Raw genomic sequence first — 15,580 nt, forward strand, 5'->3', positions numbered from 1 at the left:
TTTCGCAGGGAGGGCGGAAAGACACGGGCAAGATGTGCCCGTGTGAGGGAACGATTACGGCAGCACTTTCGCGGAGAGAATGACGACAGGCTTAGTCGGCACATTCTGGTATGGACCGACATCGTGAGTCTGAACCTGAGAGATCTTATCCGCCACGTCCATGCCTTTCACCACTTTGCCAAACACCGCGTAGCCAAAGTCGCGCTGACCGTGGTCCAGGAAGGCGTTATCAGCCACGTTGAGGAAGAACTGGCTGGTGGCGCTGTCTTTGTCCGCCGTACGCGCCATCGAGATGGTGCCGCGCTTGTTCAGCAGGCCGTTGTCAGCTTCATTTTTGATGGGCGGGTTAGGCTGTTTCTGCTGCATCTGCTCGTTAAAACCGCCACCCTGAATCATAAAGCCCGGGATCACGCGGTGGAATGTGGTGTTGTTATAAAAACCACTGTTCACGTAGTCGAGGAAGTTTTTCACCGAAACAGGGGCTTTCTGGCTATCCAGCTCCAGCTCAATATTCCCCGCAGAGGTAGTCAGCAGGACGTGAGGGTCTCCTTTGGCTGCCAGCGCAGCAGGGGAAACGGCAGAAAGAGCAAACACAGCTGCAACAGCCGCCAGTGTTGATTTGAGCATGAGAATTCCTTAACAAAGCGCAGTATAAAAAGCGAATGGCTTGATTCTAAAGAGCAGTATGAACCCAGACCAGTCTTTTACCTAATTTTACCAAATTGAAACAATTATTACCGCGCAAACGATTGTTCACCCCGCAACATAATGTGATCTGCATCACGTTAAAACCTGCAATTGTGCTCAAAATTTTCTGAAAAGATTTAATTAGATCACTTTCGCGACTAAAATCTGCCCGCTCAAACGCAGTCATTGCGTTTTTCTTTACTTTTAACAGGCCAGACATGACTAACAGCAATCGCATCAAGCTCACATGGATCAGCTTCTTCTCTTACGCCCTGACCGGCGCGTTGGTGATCGTCACCGGGATGGTGATGGGAAATATCGCAGACTACTTCCAGCTGCCCGTTTCCAGCATGAGTAACACCTTCACCTTCCTGAACGCGGGGATCCTGATCTCTATTTTCCTTAATGCATGGCTGATGGAAATCGTGCCGCTGAAAACGCAGCTGCGTTTTGGCTTCGTGCTGATGGTTGCCGCCGTGGCGGGCCTGATGTTGAGCCACAGCATCGCCCTCTTCTCTGCCGCCATGTTCGTACTGGGCCTGGTGAGCGGGATCACCATGTCGATCGGTACGTTTCTGATTACGCACATGTATGAAGGCCGCCAGCGCGGCGCACGTCTGCTGTTCACCGACTCCTTCTTCAGCATGGCCGGGATGATTTTCCCGATGGTCGCCGCGTATCTTCTGGCGCGCAGCATTGAGTGGTACTGGGTATATGCCTGCATTGGTCTGGTCTATGTCGCGATCTTTATTCTCACCTTCGGCTGCGAGTTCCCGGTGCTGGGCAAAAAAGCGCAGACTACATCCGAGCCGGTTGCGAAAGAAAAATGGGGTATCGGCGTACTGTTCCTCTCCATCGCCGCGCTGTGTTACATCCTCGGCCAGCTGGGCTTTATCTCCTGGGTTCCAGAGTATGCTAAAGGTCTGGGCATGAGCCTGAACGACGCGGGTAAACTGGTGAGCGATTTCTGGATGTCTTACATGTTCGGCATGTGGGCATTTAGCTTTATCCTGCGCTTCTTCGACCTGCAACGGATCCTGACCGTTCTGGCGGGTCTGGCGACCGTGCTGATGTATCTGTTCATCAACGGTTCCCCGGAGCATATGCCGTGGTTCATCCTGACCCTGGGCTTCTTCTCCAGCGCGATTTATACCTCGATCATCACCCTTGGCTCTCTTCAGACCAAAGTGGCCTCGCCAAAGCTGGTGAACTTTGTGCTGACCTGCGGCACCATCGGCACCATGCTGACCTTCGTGGTCACGGGCCCGATTGTTGCGCACAGCGGCCCGCTGGCGGCGCTGCATACCGCTAACGGTCTGTACGCCGTAGTGTTTATCATGTGCTTCGTGCTGGGCTTTGTGACCCGTCACCGTCAACACAACCCGGCAACAGCTACCCACTAATCGCCGTAACCCCTTTGCGTACTGCAAAGGGGTTTCCCCTGTGCTCACCCGCCCTGCCCGCCGATGGGTAAAAACCCCATTAATTTTGTGCGAAAAACGAACAAGCACAAAAATCAAACAATATCCGTCACTTATAAAAATCCTGACAAATCATAGATATACCCCCTAAGGGGTAGGTGAAGGCGTATTTGATTTGCATCAATAAGTGCCCCTGCTGAATCGTTAAGGTAGGCAGTAATAGAAAAGAAATCGAGGCAAAAATGAGCAAAGTCAGACTCGCTATCATCGGTAACGGCATGGTCGGCCACCGCTTTATTGAGGATCTTCTCGATAAAGCCGATGCTGAGCAGTTCGATATTACCGTGTTCTGTGAAGAACCCCGCAAGGCGTACGACCGTGTGCACTTGTCTTCTTACTTCTCTCACCATACCGCCGAAGAGCTCTCTCTGGTGCGTGAAGGGTTCTACGAGAAGCATGGCGTAAAAGTGCTGGTGGGCGAACGCGCTATCACCATCAACCGTCAGGAGAAAGTAATCCACTCCAGCGCCGGACGTACGGTTTTTTACGATAAGCTGATCATGGCGACGGGCTCGTATCCGTGGATCCCGCCGATTAAAGGCTCGGAAACGCAGGATTGCTTCGTTTACCGTACCATTGAAGATCTCAACGCCATCGAATCCTGTGCGCGTCGAAGCAAACGCGGCGCGGTTGTTGGCGGTGGCCTGCTAGGTCTGGAAGCGGCAGGCGCGCTGAAAAACCTCGGCGTTGAAACCCACGTTATCGAATTTGCCCCGATGCTGATGGCCGAACAGCTCGACCACATGGGTGGCGATCAGCTGCGCCGTAAGATCGAAAGCATGGGCGTGAAAGTTCACACCAGCAAAAACACCAAAGAGATCGTTCAGGAAGGGACTGAAGCACGCAAAACCATGCGCTTTGCCGACGGCAGCGAGCTGGAAGTGGACTTCATCGTCTTCTCCACCGGTATCCGCCCGCGCGACAAGCTGGCAACGCAATGCGGTCTGGCCGTCGCGCAGCGCGGTGGGATCATGATTAACGACACCTGCCAGACCTCCGACCCGGATATTTACGCCATCGGCGAATGCGCCAGCTGGAACAACCGCGTATTCGGCCTGGTCGCGCCTGGGTACAAAATGGCGCAGGTCGCCGTGGATCATATCCTGGGCAGCGAAAACGCCTTCACCGGCGCAGACATGAGCGCCAAGCTGAAGCTGCTGGGCGTGGACGTGGGCGGTATTGGCGATGCGCATGGTCGCACCCCGAACTCCCGCAGCTATGTTTATCTGGACGAAAGCAAAGAAGTCTACAAACGTCTTATCGTCAGCCAGGACAACAAAACCCTGCTCGGGGCGGTGCTGGTGGGCGACACCAGCGACTTCGGCAACCTGCTCCAGCTGGTGCTGAACGCCATTGAGCTGCCGGAAAACCCGGACGCGCTGATCCTCCCGGCGCACGCCTCCAGCGGTAAGCCGTCCATTGGCGTGGATAAACTGCCGGACAGCGCGCAAATCTGTTCCTGCTTCGACGTCACCAAAGGCATGCTGATCTCCGCCATTAACAAAGGCTGCCACACCGTTGCGGCGCTGAAGGCGGAAACCAAAGCCGGGACCGGCTGCGGCGGCTGTATTCCTCTGGTCACCCAGGTACTGAACGCCGAGCTGGCAAAACAGGGCATTGAAGTGAACAACAACCTGTGCGAGCACTTCGCTTACTCTCGCCAGGAGCTGTACCACCTGATCCGCGTGGAAGGCATTAAGTCCTTTGACGAACTGCTGGAGAAACACGGCCAGGGCTATGGCTGTGAGGTATGTAAGCCTACCGTTGGTTCGCTGCTGGCGTCCTGCTGGAACGAATATGTGCTCAAACCAGAACACACTCCGCTTCAGGACACCAACGATAACTTCCTGGCCAATATTCAGAAAGACGGGACTTACTCGGTGATCCCGCGTTCTGCCGGAGGGGAAATCACCCCGGAAGGGCTGGTCGCCGTGGGTCGTATCGCCCGTGAGTTTAACCTGTACACCAAAATCACCGGTTCCCAGCGTATCGGCCTGTTCGGCGCGCAGAAGGACGACCTGCCGGAAATCTGGCGTCAGCTGATTGAAGCGGGCTTCGAAACCGGCCACGCGTACGCCAAAGCGCTGCGCATGGCGAAAACCTGCGTGGGCAGCACCTGGTGTCGCTACGGCGTCGGCGACAGCGTGGGATTCGGCGTTGAGCTGGAAAACCGCTACAAAGGCATCCGTACCCCGCACAAAATGAAGTTCGGCGTCTCCGGCTGTACCCGCGAATGTGCGGAAGCGCAGGGTAAAGACGTGGGTATTATTGCCACCGAGAAAGGCTGGAACCTGTACGTGTGCGGCAACGGCGGGATGAAACCTCGCCACGCGGATCTGCTGGCCGCCGATCTCGATCGCGATACGCTGATCAAATACCTCGACCGCTTCATGATGTTCTACATCCGTACCGCCGATAAGCTGACCCGTACCGCCTCCTGGCTTGATAACCTCGAGGGCGGCATCGACTACCTGAAGTCGGTCATTATCGACGACAAGCTGGGCCTGAATGAACAGCTGGAATCCGAGATGACTCGCCTGCGCGAGGCGGTGATCTGCGAGTGGACCGAAACCGTGAACACGCCAGCGGCGCAGACGCGCTTCAAACACTTTATCAACAGCACCCAGCGCGACCCGAACGTGCAGGTGGTGCCGGAGCGTGAACAGCATCGTCCAGCGACCCCGTATGAACGTATTCCGGTGATGCTGGTGGAGGAAAACGCATGAGCCAGTGGGTAAACATCTGCAATATTAACGACATTCTGCCAGCAACCGGCGTCTGTGCCCTGCTGGGCAACGAGCAGGTGGCGATTTTCCGCCCTCGCCACGATGAACAGGTCTATGCCATCAGCAATATCGACCCGTTCTTCGAGGCCAGCGTGCTCTCCCGCGGTCTGATTGCGGAGCACCAGGGCGAACTGTGGGTTGCCAGCCCGCTGAAAAAGCAGCGCTTCCGCTTAACCGACGGACTCTGCATGGAAGATGAAAGCTTCTCGGTCAAACACTACGACGTCCGCGTGAAGGACGGCGAGGTGCAGCTGAAAGCGTAACCTCTCGCCTTTTCAATAGGAAAGGCTTATGACCCCTTATGGGTAACGGCAGGAAAAACCGTATGTTCTGTACGATTCCTGCTGTTATCCTGACGTCAATTCTTCCCCCGCCATGAATGCTGTGAGGTAACGTCGTGGATCACCTGCCGATTTTTTGTCAATTACGCAACCGCGACTGCCTGCTCGTGGGCGGCGGCGATGTGGCTGAACGCAAGGCACGCCTGCTGTTAGAGGCAGGCGCCCGGCTGACCGTCAACGCCCTCACTTTCGCCCCACAGTTTGACGTCTGGGCGCAGGAAGGGATGCTCACCCAGGTGCAGGGCGAATTTGACGAATCCCTGCTGGATACCTGCTGGCTGACCATCGCCGCAACGGATAACGATGACGTTAACCAGCGCGTCAGCGACGCCTGCGAAGCGCGCCGCATCTTCTGTAACGTTGTGGATGCGCCGAAAGAGGCGAGCTTTATCATGCCGTCGATTATCGACCGTTCACCGCTGATGATTGCGGTGTCGTCCGGCGGGCGCTCGCCCGTTCTTGCCCGTCTGCTACGGGAAAAACTGGAAGCCGTGCTGCCGCAGCATCTTGGTCAGATTGCCCAATACGCCGGAGAGCTGCGCTCCCGCGTGAAGCATACCTTCGCAACCGTGGGCGAACGCCGTCGCTTCTGGGAGAAGTTCTTTGTCAACGACAGGCTGGCGCAGTCCCTTGCCAATCAGGACACCAAAGCCGTTGAAGAGACGACCGAACAGCTCCTGAGCGAGCCGCTGGACCATCGCGGTGAAGTGGTACTGGTGGGCGCAGGTCCCGGCGATGCGGGCCTGCTGACGCTGAAGGGTCTCCAGCAGATCCAGCAGGCGGACATCGTGGTGTATGACCGTCTGGTCTCTGATGACATCATGAATCTGGTACGCCGCGATGCTGACCGCGTGTTCGTCGGCAAACGGGCAGGTTATCACTGCGTACCGCAGGAGGAGATCAACCAGATCCTGCTGCGGGAAGCGCAGAAAGGTAAGCGTGTGGTGCGTCTGAAAGGGGGCGATCCCTTTATCTTTGGTCGCGGCGGCGAGGAGCTGGAAACTCTCTGCAACGCGGGCATTCCATTCTCCGTGGTGCCGGGTATTACGGCGGCATCCGGCTGTTCTGCCTATTCCGGCATTCCGTTAACCCATCGCGACTATGCCCAGAGCGTGCGCCTGGTGACGGGCCACCTGAAAACCGGCAGCGAGCTGGACTGGCATAATCTGGCCGCTGAAAAGCAGACGCTGGTCTTCTACATGGGGCTAAATCAGGCAGCCACGATTCAGGCGAAACTGCTGGAGCACGGCATGGAAGCAGATATGCCGGTCGCACTGGTGGAAAACGGCACCGCCATTACGCAGCGCGTGGTCGATGGCGTGCTGACGCAGCTGGGTGAGCTGGCGCAGCAGGTTGAAAGCCCGGCGCTGATCGTGGTGGGCCGCGTGGTAGCACTGCGTGAAAAACTGAACTGGTTCTCCAGCCACTAACGCACAATCTCTCTCCCGGGAGTAGTCTTGAAGCGGACTACTCCCTTCTTACCTCAATCGATAACATACCGCCCGCATAATGGAACTTTTCCATTTATTCCCTCGTGTTACATCCAATTTTAGATTTTTAGACAAGGAATGCGTATGTTCAAACTGGCTAAAGCTGCCGTTCTGGTCGGCCTGTTATCAACTCTGACGGCCTGCACCGGTCACGTTCAAAATACTAAAAATAATTGCAGCTATGATTACCTGCTGCATCCGGCGATCTCCATTTCGAAGATCATTGGCGGTTGCGGCCCGGCGGCACAGCAGTAAGCGTTTTTCAGGCGTAAAAAAACCGGGAATTTCCCGGTTTTTTTATTGAGTCCGTATTTGTCGGGTGGCGGCTTAAGGTTTCGCCACAAACCCAATCGCCTCGTACACCGCTTTCAGGGTTTCCGACGCGCGCGCGCTGGCTTTTTCTGCGCCCTCTTTCATCACTTTTTGCAGGAAAGCTTCGTCGTTACGGTAACGGTGATAGCGCTCCTGCAACTCGGTCAGCATGCCGGAAACGGCGTCTGCCACTTCGCCTTTCAGGTGGCCGTACATCTTGCCTTCAAAGTGTTTTTCCAGCTCAGGGATGCTCTGTCCGGTCACACCGGAGAGAATGTCCAGCAGGTTGGATACGCCTGCTTTGTTCTGCACGTCGTAGCGCACCACTGGCGGCTCATCGGAGTCGGTCACCGCACGCTTGAGCTTTTTCACCACCGATTTCGGATCTTCCAGCAGGCCGATAACGTTGTTGCGGTTATCGTCAGACTTGGACATCTTTTTGGTCGGCTCCAGCAGGGACATCACGCGCGCGCCGGATTTCGGAATAAACGGCTCAGGCACTTTGAACACGTCGCCGTAAAGCGCATTGAAGCGCTGGGCAATATCGCGGCTCAGCTCCAGGTGCTGCTTCTGGTCTTCACCCACCGGCACCTGGTTGGTCTGGTACAGCAGAATGTCGGCCGCCATCAGCACCGGATAGTCAAACAGACCGGCGTTGATGTTCTCAGAGTAGCGCGCAGACTTATCCTTGAACTGGGTCATGCGGCTCAGCTCGCCGAAATAGGTGTAGCAGTTCAGCGCCCAGCCCAGCTGCGCGTGCTCTGGTACGTGAGACTGAACGAAAATGGTGCTCTTCTCTGGATCGATACCGCACGCCAGGTACAGCGCCAGCGTATCGAGCGTCGCCTTGCGCAGCTTCTCGGGATCCTGACGCGCGGTGATAGCATGCAAATCCACGATGCAGTAAATGCAGTGGTAGTCATCCTGCATGCTCACCCACTGACGTAACGCACCCATGTAGTTACCAATGGTCAGTTCACCTGAAGGCTGTGCGCCACTAAAAACGATGGGCTTAGTCATTATTCAATTCCTGATGTTCACTGTGCGAGAGCCCGAGTGCGGGCAACAAATCTTTGAAGTGGTCGAACACAACGTCCGGCTCACTCAGCGTAATGGCTTCACCGTAGTTGTAGCCGTAGGTCAACCCAACCGACGGGCAACCTGCCGCTCTGGCAGCCAGAATATCATTGCGGGAATCCCCGACAAAGAGCAACTCCGCAGGTGCTAAGGATAATTTTCCTGCCACCAGCAATAGCGGTTCCGGATGCGGCTTTTTATTCTGTACGTCATCGCCGCCCACAATTACGGAGAAGTATTTCGCGATATCCAGCGCTTCCAGCAGAGGCGCAACGAACGGTGTCGGCTTGTTAGTCACCAGCCCCAGCGGGATGCCTTTAGCATGTAGCGCGCTCAGCGTTTCAGCGACATCCGGGAACAGGAAGCTGCCCTCTTCGACGGTCTCTTCGTAGAAACGGTCGAACAGTTTGCGCAGAATACGCTGCTGCTCATCCTCGGGAATATCCGCGTGGTCAACACTCGGTTTACCTTGCGCGGAACGCTGAGAGGCACGCTCCTGACGAGCCCAGGTCAGCGCGCGCTCCATCAGCACGTCTGCACCGTTACCAATCCACGTCACGACGCGCTCTTCGCCTGCAACGGGGAGTTCAAGGGCATACAGCGCCTGATCGACGGCGCTGGTTAATCCTGGCGCGCTGTCGACCAGCGTGCCGTCGAGGTCAAATGCTACACCCCGAATAGCCTGCAATTTATCCATGACTTACCTTCGCCAGTTCACGGCGCATTTCATCAATGACTTTTTTGTAATCCGGTTGATCGAAGATGGCGGAGCCTGCGACGAACATATCCGCCCCTGCCGCCGCAATCTCACCGATGTTATTGACCTTCACGCCGCCGTCCACTTCCAGACGAATATCATAGCCAGACTCATCGATACGGCGGCGCACTTCACGCAGTTTGTCGAGGGTCTGAGGGATAAATGACTGACCACCAAAGCCCGGGTTGACGGACATCAGCAGGATCACGTCCAGCTTGTCCATCACGTAGTCGAGATAGCTCAGCGGGGTCGCCGGGTTAAAGACCAGCCCCGCCTTACAGCCGTTCTCTTTGATCAGCTGTAGCGTGCGGTCAACGTGTTCGGAGGCTTCCGGGTGGAAAGTGATGATGCTGGCACCCGCCGCGGCGAAATCGGGTACGATGCGGTCAACCGGTTTCACCATCAGATGCACGTCAATGGGCGCGGTGATCCCGTAGTTACGCAGCGCTTTAAGCACCATCGGACCGATGGTCAGGTTGGGAACGTAGTGGTTATCCATAACGTCGAAATGGACGACATCCGCGCCAGCCGCGAGAGCTTTGGCAGTGTCTTCACCCAGGCGGGCAAAATCGGCCGACAGAATTGAGGGGGCAATCAAAAACTGTTTCATCCGCATCTCCTTGAAATGTGTTTACCGGCGGGCAAAGGCTCAGGGTCGATAAAGCGCCAGAAGTTCGTCCACCTTTTTACGTGTGCCGCCGTTGCTGCTAATGCTACGCCGCACTTTTACCTGAAAATGCTTCGCGGCTTTGTACCATTCGCGCGTATCAGGCGTGTCGTGATTCGAAATTAACACCGGAATTCTTTTGCTGACCAGCTTTTCCGCCATCTCAGCCAGACGAGCCTGCTCGGCCGGGCTGAAGCTATTGGTGTGGTAGGCGGTGAAATTTGCCGTGGCAGACAGCGGCGCGTAAGGCGGGTCGCAGTAGACCACCGAGTTTACGCCCGCCAGCTCCATGCACTCTTCATATGAGAGACAGTAGAACTCGGCATTCTGTGCTTTTTCAGCAAAGTGATACAGCTCGTCCTGCGGGAAATAGGGACGCTTATAGCGGCCAAACGGCACGTTAAACTCGCCACGCAGATTATACCGGCACAGACCGTTGTAGCCATGGCGGTTGAGATAAAGAAACAACAGCGCGCGACGGAACGGATCCTGGCTTTGATTAAACTCAGCGCGGAACTGATAGTAGACGTCCGGGTTGTTGTTCTCTGGCGTAAACAGCTTCCGTGCCTCTTCCACATACTCATCGGTACGCAGTTTGACGATGTTATAGAGGCTAATAAGGTCGCTGTTGATATCCGCCAGGATATAACGAGAAAAATCGGTATTCAGGAACACCGATCCAGCACCCACGAAGGGCTCGATAAGACACTCGCCTTTCGGCAGGTGCTTTTTAATATCGTCGAGCAGGGGGTATTTCCCCCCTGCCCATTTCAGAAAAGCGCGATTTTTTTTCATGCTGACTAACTGATTACACCTTCTCCGGCTGTGGAGAAAGCTCCGACAGCATCCTGCGCTTTAAACATTACTTCAGATCGGCCTGCACCTGATGAATCGGCTTCGCCCACGGGTTTTTCGCCTGCACGTCGGCTGGCAGCGTGGAAACGGCACGTTTTGCTTCATCTTTGGAAGCATAAATACCACTCACCAGCACATACCACGGTTGACCGTTACGGGTCGTCTGATAAACCACGTAGTTTTTCAGATTCGATTTCTTCGCCCAGGCGTTGAGGTTGTCATAGTTAGACGAACTGCTCAGCTGAAGGGTGTAGTTGCTGGAAGAGGCCGACTGCAAAGAACCCACGTTGCCCGTCGTTTTACCTGGCGAAGCGCCCGTTTTGGCTGCGGGAGCCGCAGGTGTTGTTGCAGCAGGTGTTGTTGCAGCAGGCGCCGCTGTGGTCGCCGTCGCTTTCGGAGCAGCGGTTGCCGCAGGCGTTGGCGCTTTAACCGGCTGGCTCACCGCAGGTTTTGTCTGCGCTGGCGCTTTCGTTTCTGGCGCTTTTGCCACGGCCTGTGGTTTCGTCTCACGCTTCGGCTCAATCACAGCCTGCTTACGCTCCTGGCGTGGTGCAGTCTGCGTCTGGCGCGGTTTGGTTTCCGTTGCCGCCGTCTGCTGCTGGGCATTGCTGCCATGAACTGGCGCAACGGTGGCTGGTTCAGTTGGCAGCGTGGAGTTCACCACGGCAGCGTTAACCTGTTCCTGATTCTGCGGCTGCATCAGCGCGTTGTTCAGATCGCCCTGAACCTCAACACGCTGCTGGCCTTCAGGCGTAGCTGGCGCCTGGCCCTGAGTCGGGGTAGAAGAGACAGGCGGCAGAGAGATATCCTGACCGGCGCTGGTGTTGCCTGCGGTCTGCTCTGCGGAAGTGGTGCCCGGCGCAGGCTGAGCGCCATTCGCCTGGTTGCTCGCATCGTTACCAGACAGGTCGATGCTCTTCTCGGCAGACGCGGTCTGCTCGGTAGAATGGGTAGAAGGGGCTTTTAGCGCGGAACCAATGCCGACAATCAGCAATACCAGCACCAGAACGCCAAGGCCCATCATGATGTACTGACGGGAGGCCGGTTTTGCCGCTACCGCTTTTTTACGCTTGCGCGGTCGACGTTCAACAGGCTGTTCATCCATTAACTCTTCTTCGGATTCAAACTCCTCGTCTTCACGCTCATTGCGCGCGTTGCGGCTACGCGAAGGGCGACGATCGTCTGCATCCAGATCGACATCGTCAAAGTTGATCTGCGGCTCGTTATCACGTTCTGAAGATTGACGAGAACGACCAGTACGACGATCGCTGGGATCGGGTTTCAGCTCGTCTTCTGGTTTGAATTCATCCATTTAACACCCCACTCAAAGGCTTCTGCCAACGACTCTGCATTAACCTGAAGCTAAAACGACCACCTGTTACAGCGGTCTGACCTTTCTAGTTGTTACGCTTGCTGACAATCAGCAATAGCGCCAAGTACGACTTCGTGCGGCACTCCGCCGCGCACTTCACTTTTCCCTATTGCAAGCGGGAGTACCAGACGCATCTCACCTGCTAATACTTTTTTATCGCGCATCATGTGGGGAAGGTACGCCTGCGCAGACATTTCCTGCGGACCACTTACCGGCAAGCCAGCACGTTTAAGCAACGCGATGATACGTGCTGTCTCTTCCGGCCTGAACTGCCCCAAACGTTCAGAGGCACGCGCCGCCATAACCATTCCGGCAGCGACAGCTTCACCGTGAAGCCAGTTACCGTAGCCCATTTCGGCTTCGATCGCATGACCAAACGTATGCCCCAGATTCAGTAAAGCACGTAAGCCGGTTTCACGCTCATCTGCGGCAACGACTTCTGCTTTCAGCTCACAACAACGGCGAATACAGTAGGCCATTGCCTGCCCGTCGAGGCGCAGCAGCGCATCCATATTCTCTTCCAGCCAGGTGAAGAACTCCCCGTCAAGAATAATGCCGTATTTGATCACTTCTGCAAGGCCGGACGCCAGTTCGCGCGCTGGCAAGGTTTTCAGACAGTCGAGATCCACCACCACCGAGGCGGGCTGGTAGAACGCGCCAATCATGTTTTTGCCGAGCGGATGGTTAACCGCCGTTTTACCGCCCACAGAAGAATCGACCTGTGAGAGCAACGTGGTTGGAATTTGAATAAAGCGCACGCCGCGCTGGTAGCTGGCGGCTGCAAAACCGGTCAGATCGCCCACAACGCCGCCGCCCAGGGCAAGCAGTGTTGTATCACGACCGTGCGGTTTTTGCAGAAGTGCGGTAAAGACGGTATCCAGTACCGTCAGGCTTTTGTACTGCTCGCCATCGGGCAGAATCACACTGTCGACCTTCACGCCCGCCTGCTCAAGCAGGTGACGTACACGGTCGAGATAAAGCGGAGCCAGCGTCTCGTTGGTGACCAGCATCGCCTGATCACCCGCTTTCAGTGGTAAGAAGGAAGCTGGGTCGTTAAACAAACCAGCCGCGATGGTGATAGGGTAACTACGTTCCCCGAGAGTAACTGTAATCCTCTCCATGACGCGACATCCACCTTAAATGCTTTTACCCGCAGGCGAGTGTATATATAGCCAGAATCAGTTGCTTTCCAGCATATGAATAATCTGGTTTGCAACCACTTTAGCGCTTTGATCGTCAGTACGAATGGTCACATCAGCAATCTCTTCGTACAGAGGATTGCGTTCATCGGCCAAAGCTTCCAGAACTTCACGTGGCGGTGTTTCAACCTGCAACAACGGGCGCTTTTTATCACGCTGCGTGCGTGCCAGCTGTTTTTCGATGGTCGTCTCAAGATAGACCACTACGCCACGGGCGGAGAGACGGTTGCGGGTTTCGCGAGATTTTACAGAGCCGCCGCCAGTTGCCAGCACAATGCCCTGTTTTTCCGTGAGTTCGTTGATCACTTTTTCTTCTCGGTCACGGAAACCTTCTTCGCCTTCTACGTCGAAGACCCAGCCCACATCCGCTCCGGTTCGTTTCTCAATCTCTTGATCAGAATCGTAAAATTCCATATTGAGTTGTTGAGCTAACTGACGCCCAATAGTGCTTTTGCCGGCACCCATAGGCCCAACCAGAAAGATATTGCGTTTCTCTGCCATTTTTTCGGTACTACTAAGACTATTCGTTAATGGTAATCCCCGCTGCGCAGACACCCGGCGTAGCAGGACATGAACTGAAACCTCATTTGCAATAGAGCGAGAGTCAGACGAAAAATTATCTCAATACTCCGGCTTGTTTGGCAACTGATTAAATCACCGTTCCCGGCGCATAAGGAAATAAGACGTAAGTCCAACTCAAATCGGTACTCCTTGTATGCTAATTCATGCCCCACGTCAAACATCTGCAACAAACTGAATGCAAAATCATTGCGGGGATCGTTACCCATTACTGAATACTGACCAGACGTGGCGTGATAAACACCACTAACTCGCGCCGTTCGTTATCTTTTCCGTCATGGCGGAACAGCTGACCCAGCCACGGAATGTTGCCCAGCACGGGCACGCTGTCGCGTCCGGTTTTATTCTTTTGCGAAAAGATCCCGCCCAGCGCGAGCGTTTCCCCACTTTTTACCTCAACCTGCGTTTCGATCTCCTGCTTATCGATCGCCAGCGTTTCTCCGTCTGCCTGTTGCAGCACCTGGCCGGGCATATTTTCACTGATATGCAATTTCAGGCGCACACGACCACCCGGCAGAACCACCGGCGTGACCTCCATGCCTAATACCGCTTCTTTAAATTCAACGGATGTCGCCCCGCTCTCGCCGCTGGAAACCTGATACGGAATTTCGCTGCCCTGCTTGATGCTGGCCGGCTGCATGTGCGATGCCAGCCGCCGCGGGCTGGCGATGATATCCACCTGCTGCTTTTGCTCAAGCGCCGACAACTCAAGATCCAGCATCCTGCCGTTGATGCGCCCGATGTTAAACCCTGCGTGGGTGGTCGCACTGGCCACCGACAGGTCCGCACCCAGCGTCGTGACCTGACCCACTTTACTGGCCTCCGTTGCGTCAGCGAGGTTCCATTTCACCCCCAGTTCACGCAGGCTTTTTTCACTGATGGTCACAATCTGCGCCGCCAGTTCCACCTGCTCGACGGGCAGATCCATCTGCACAGCCCAGCGCTGGAGCATATCCACCACCGTCTGGTTATCCCTGACCAGGAAACGGTTGGTGCGCTTGTCGACGGAGAGACTGCCTTTCGGGCTTAAGAGCTTTTCCGCCGCTTTTTGCAATTCGGCCGCATCCGCATAAGCAAACGGAATGCTGTGAGAGTGCAGCGGGGCGTCGAGCAGACGCTGGGCCCGCTCCTGCTCTTTACGCGTCTGTTGCTCCCGTTGCCAGGCCGCCGTATGCACATAAAAAATGCCGCCCTCTTCCCGCAATACCAGCCCGGCGCTGTTCACTACCGTCTGAAGCGCCTGCCTCCAGGGCACCCGCGTTAAATTCAGCGAAAGCGAACCGCTGACATCCGGCGACACCACCAGATTGCGATCCTCCTGCGCTACCAGCGCCTGTAATATTTGCACCACCGGGACATCATCCACCAGCAGGGTGACCGGTTTTGGCGTCGCGGCCCACAGGGGCTGGCTGAGTACCGCCAGTAACAGCCCTATCCTTATCTTCACTTTTTTTCGTTCCTTCTCGTTGCCATGTCCATCGCTTCGGCTCGCACATATCGCCGACATCAACGGTCAGTTGTTGTCTATCTATCGCGCTCACCCGCCAGCCTGTCGGTAACCGCATCTGCGTTTTTACCCGGTGCCAGCGTTTCTGCCCGTCCTGCATAAGGCCGATATCCCTGCTGCCGCTGACTATCCCCTGATACCGCCACTGGCTGAGCTGCCCGGCTGCGCAACGCTCTTCCGGCACAGAGAAGGGATCCCGCATCCCGGTCAGGAAAAGCTGAGAAAGCAGGATGACTAAACGGGCTTTACTGCGCATGACCGATCTCCAGTTGCAGGCTGAGGCGTAACTGTTTGCCCTGTGGGATGATGGAAAACGCACTCACCCGCACGTTCTCAAGCGCCAGCCGGGAAAAGAGCGCCGGAACCGCGCCCCATGAGGCATCCAGCGCCAGCTCTCCCCCACTCTGCTGCGGCTTCCAGTACACCAGTCTTGCGTCCTCACGCTGAAATGCCAGGGGAGAAAAGGGCCG

General features: G+C 55.8%; 16 protein-coding genes. 5 read left to right on the forward strand and 11 right to left on the reverse strand.

The genetic code is table 11. The features are described 5' to 3' along the window. Positions 1–54: 54 nt before the first annotated feature. Positions 55–627 (reverse strand): peptidylprolyl isomerase A, encoded by a 573-nt coding sequence (gene ppiA, locus SK47_RS20005; RefSeq protein ID WP_003861649.1) that lies wholly within the window; start codon positions 625–627, stop codon positions 55–57. Positions 628–905: 278 nt separating this feature from the next. Here ppiA and tsgA point away from each other — a divergent pair, with 278 nt between their 5' ends. The 5 genes from tsgA to SK47_RS20030 all read left to right on the forward strand — a co-directional run bounded on the left by tsgA (position 906) and on the right by SK47_RS20030 (position 7,040). Next, a complete protein-coding gene (gene tsgA / locus SK47_RS20010) occupies positions 906–2,090 on the forward strand; it encodes an MFS transporter TsgA (RefSeq protein WP_003861648.1) in 1,185 nt (394 codons plus the stop codon). Between the two features lie 260 nt (positions 2,091–2,350). After that, positions 2,351–4,894 carry a nitrite reductase large subunit NirB gene (gene nirB, locus SK47_RS20015; protein WP_003861645.1) on the forward strand — a complete coding sequence of 848 codons (2,544 nt, stop codon included), beginning with the start codon at positions 2,351–2,353 and terminating at the stop codon, positions 4,892–4,894. After that, positions 4,891–5,217, forward strand: a complete 327-nt coding sequence (gene nirD, locus SK47_RS20020) for a nitrite reductase small subunit NirD (protein WP_015571429.1) — start codon at positions 4,891–4,893, stop codon at positions 5,215–5,217. The genes nirB and nirD overlap by 4 nt, the downstream gene beginning before the upstream one ends. A gap of 134 nt (positions 5,218–5,351) precedes the next feature. Then, on the forward strand, positions 5,352–6,725 hold the full coding sequence (cysG, locus tag SK47_RS20025; protein ID WP_045330086.1) for a siroheme synthase CysG: 1,374 nt from the start codon (positions 5,352–5,354) through the stop codon (positions 6,723–6,725). Positions 6,726–6,869: 144 nt separating this feature from the next. Then, complete coding sequence (locus SK47_RS20030) at positions 6,870–7,040, forward strand: YhfL family protein (RefSeq protein ID WP_008503029.1); 171 nt, start codon at positions 6,870–6,872, stop codon at positions 7,038–7,040. Between the two features lie 72 nt (positions 7,041–7,112). Here SK47_RS20030 and trpS read toward each other — a convergent pair whose 3' ends face one another. The 10 genes from trpS to SK47_RS24385 all read right to left on the reverse strand — a co-directional run bounded on the left by trpS (position 7,113) and on the right by SK47_RS24385 (position 15,535). Continuing rightward, on the reverse strand, positions 7,113–8,117 hold the full coding sequence (gene trpS, locus SK47_RS20035; RefSeq protein ID WP_023298773.1) for a tryptophan--tRNA ligase: 1,005 nt from the start codon (positions 8,115–8,117) through the stop codon (positions 7,113–7,115). After that, a complete protein-coding gene (gene gph / locus SK47_RS20040) occupies positions 8,110–8,871 on the reverse strand; it encodes a phosphoglycolate phosphatase (protein WP_048244973.1) in 762 nt (253 codons plus the stop codon). Before gph ends, trpS begins: the two co-directional genes overlap by 8 nt. Further along, complete coding sequence (gene rpe, locus SK47_RS20045; protein WP_003861634.1) at positions 8,864–9,541, reverse strand: ribulose-phosphate 3-epimerase; 678 nt, start codon at positions 9,539–9,541, stop codon at positions 8,864–8,866. Before rpe ends, gph begins: the two co-directional genes overlap by 8 nt. A gap of 39 nt (positions 9,542–9,580) precedes the next feature. Continuing rightward, positions 9,581–10,393, reverse strand: a complete 813-nt coding sequence (gene dam / locus SK47_RS20050) for an adenine-specific DNA-methyltransferase (protein ID WP_003861633.1) — start codon at positions 10,391–10,393, stop codon at positions 9,581–9,583. A 67-nt stretch (positions 10,394–10,460) separates the two neighbouring features. Continuing rightward, positions 10,461–11,765, reverse strand: a complete 1,305-nt coding sequence (gene damX, locus SK47_RS20055; RefSeq protein ID WP_003861632.1) for a cell division protein DamX — start codon at positions 11,763–11,765, stop codon at positions 10,461–10,463. Positions 11,766–11,857: 92 nt separating this feature from the next. Then, on the reverse strand, positions 11,858–12,946 hold the full coding sequence (gene aroB / locus SK47_RS20060; protein ID WP_003861631.1) for a 3-dehydroquinate synthase: 1,089 nt from the start codon (positions 12,944–12,946) through the stop codon (positions 11,858–11,860). A gap of 57 nt (positions 12,947–13,003) precedes the next feature. Further along, positions 13,004–13,525, reverse strand: coding sequence for a shikimate kinase AroK (gene aroK / locus SK47_RS20065; RefSeq protein WP_003861630.1), 522 nt, complete (start codon positions 13,523–13,525; stop codon positions 13,004–13,006). A 286-nt stretch (positions 13,526–13,811) separates the two neighbouring features. Then, entirely contained in the window at positions 13,812–15,050 is a 1,239-nt protein-coding gene (hofQ, locus tag SK47_RS20075; RefSeq protein WP_048244975.1) for a DNA uptake porin HofQ, read from the reverse strand. Beyond that, positions 14,962–15,366, reverse strand: a complete 405-nt coding sequence (locus SK47_RS20080; RefSeq protein WP_048244976.1) for a HofP DNA utilization family protein — start codon at positions 15,364–15,366, stop codon at positions 14,962–14,964. The genes hofQ and SK47_RS20080 overlap by 89 nt, the downstream gene beginning before the upstream one ends. Then, positions 15,356–15,535: a HofO family protein gene (locus SK47_RS24385; RefSeq protein ID WP_022651950.1), complete on the reverse strand. Its 180-nt coding sequence runs from the start codon at positions 15,533–15,535 to the stop codon at positions 15,356–15,358. Before SK47_RS24385 ends, SK47_RS20080 begins: the two co-directional genes overlap by 11 nt. Positions 15,536–15,580: the final 45 nt, after the last annotated feature.

The sequence above is a fragment of the Enterobacter sp. BWH52 genome (assembly GCF_001037565.1).
GTDB lineage: Bacteria > Pseudomonadota > Gammaproteobacteria > Enterobacterales > Enterobacteriaceae > Enterobacter > Enterobacter hormaechei_C.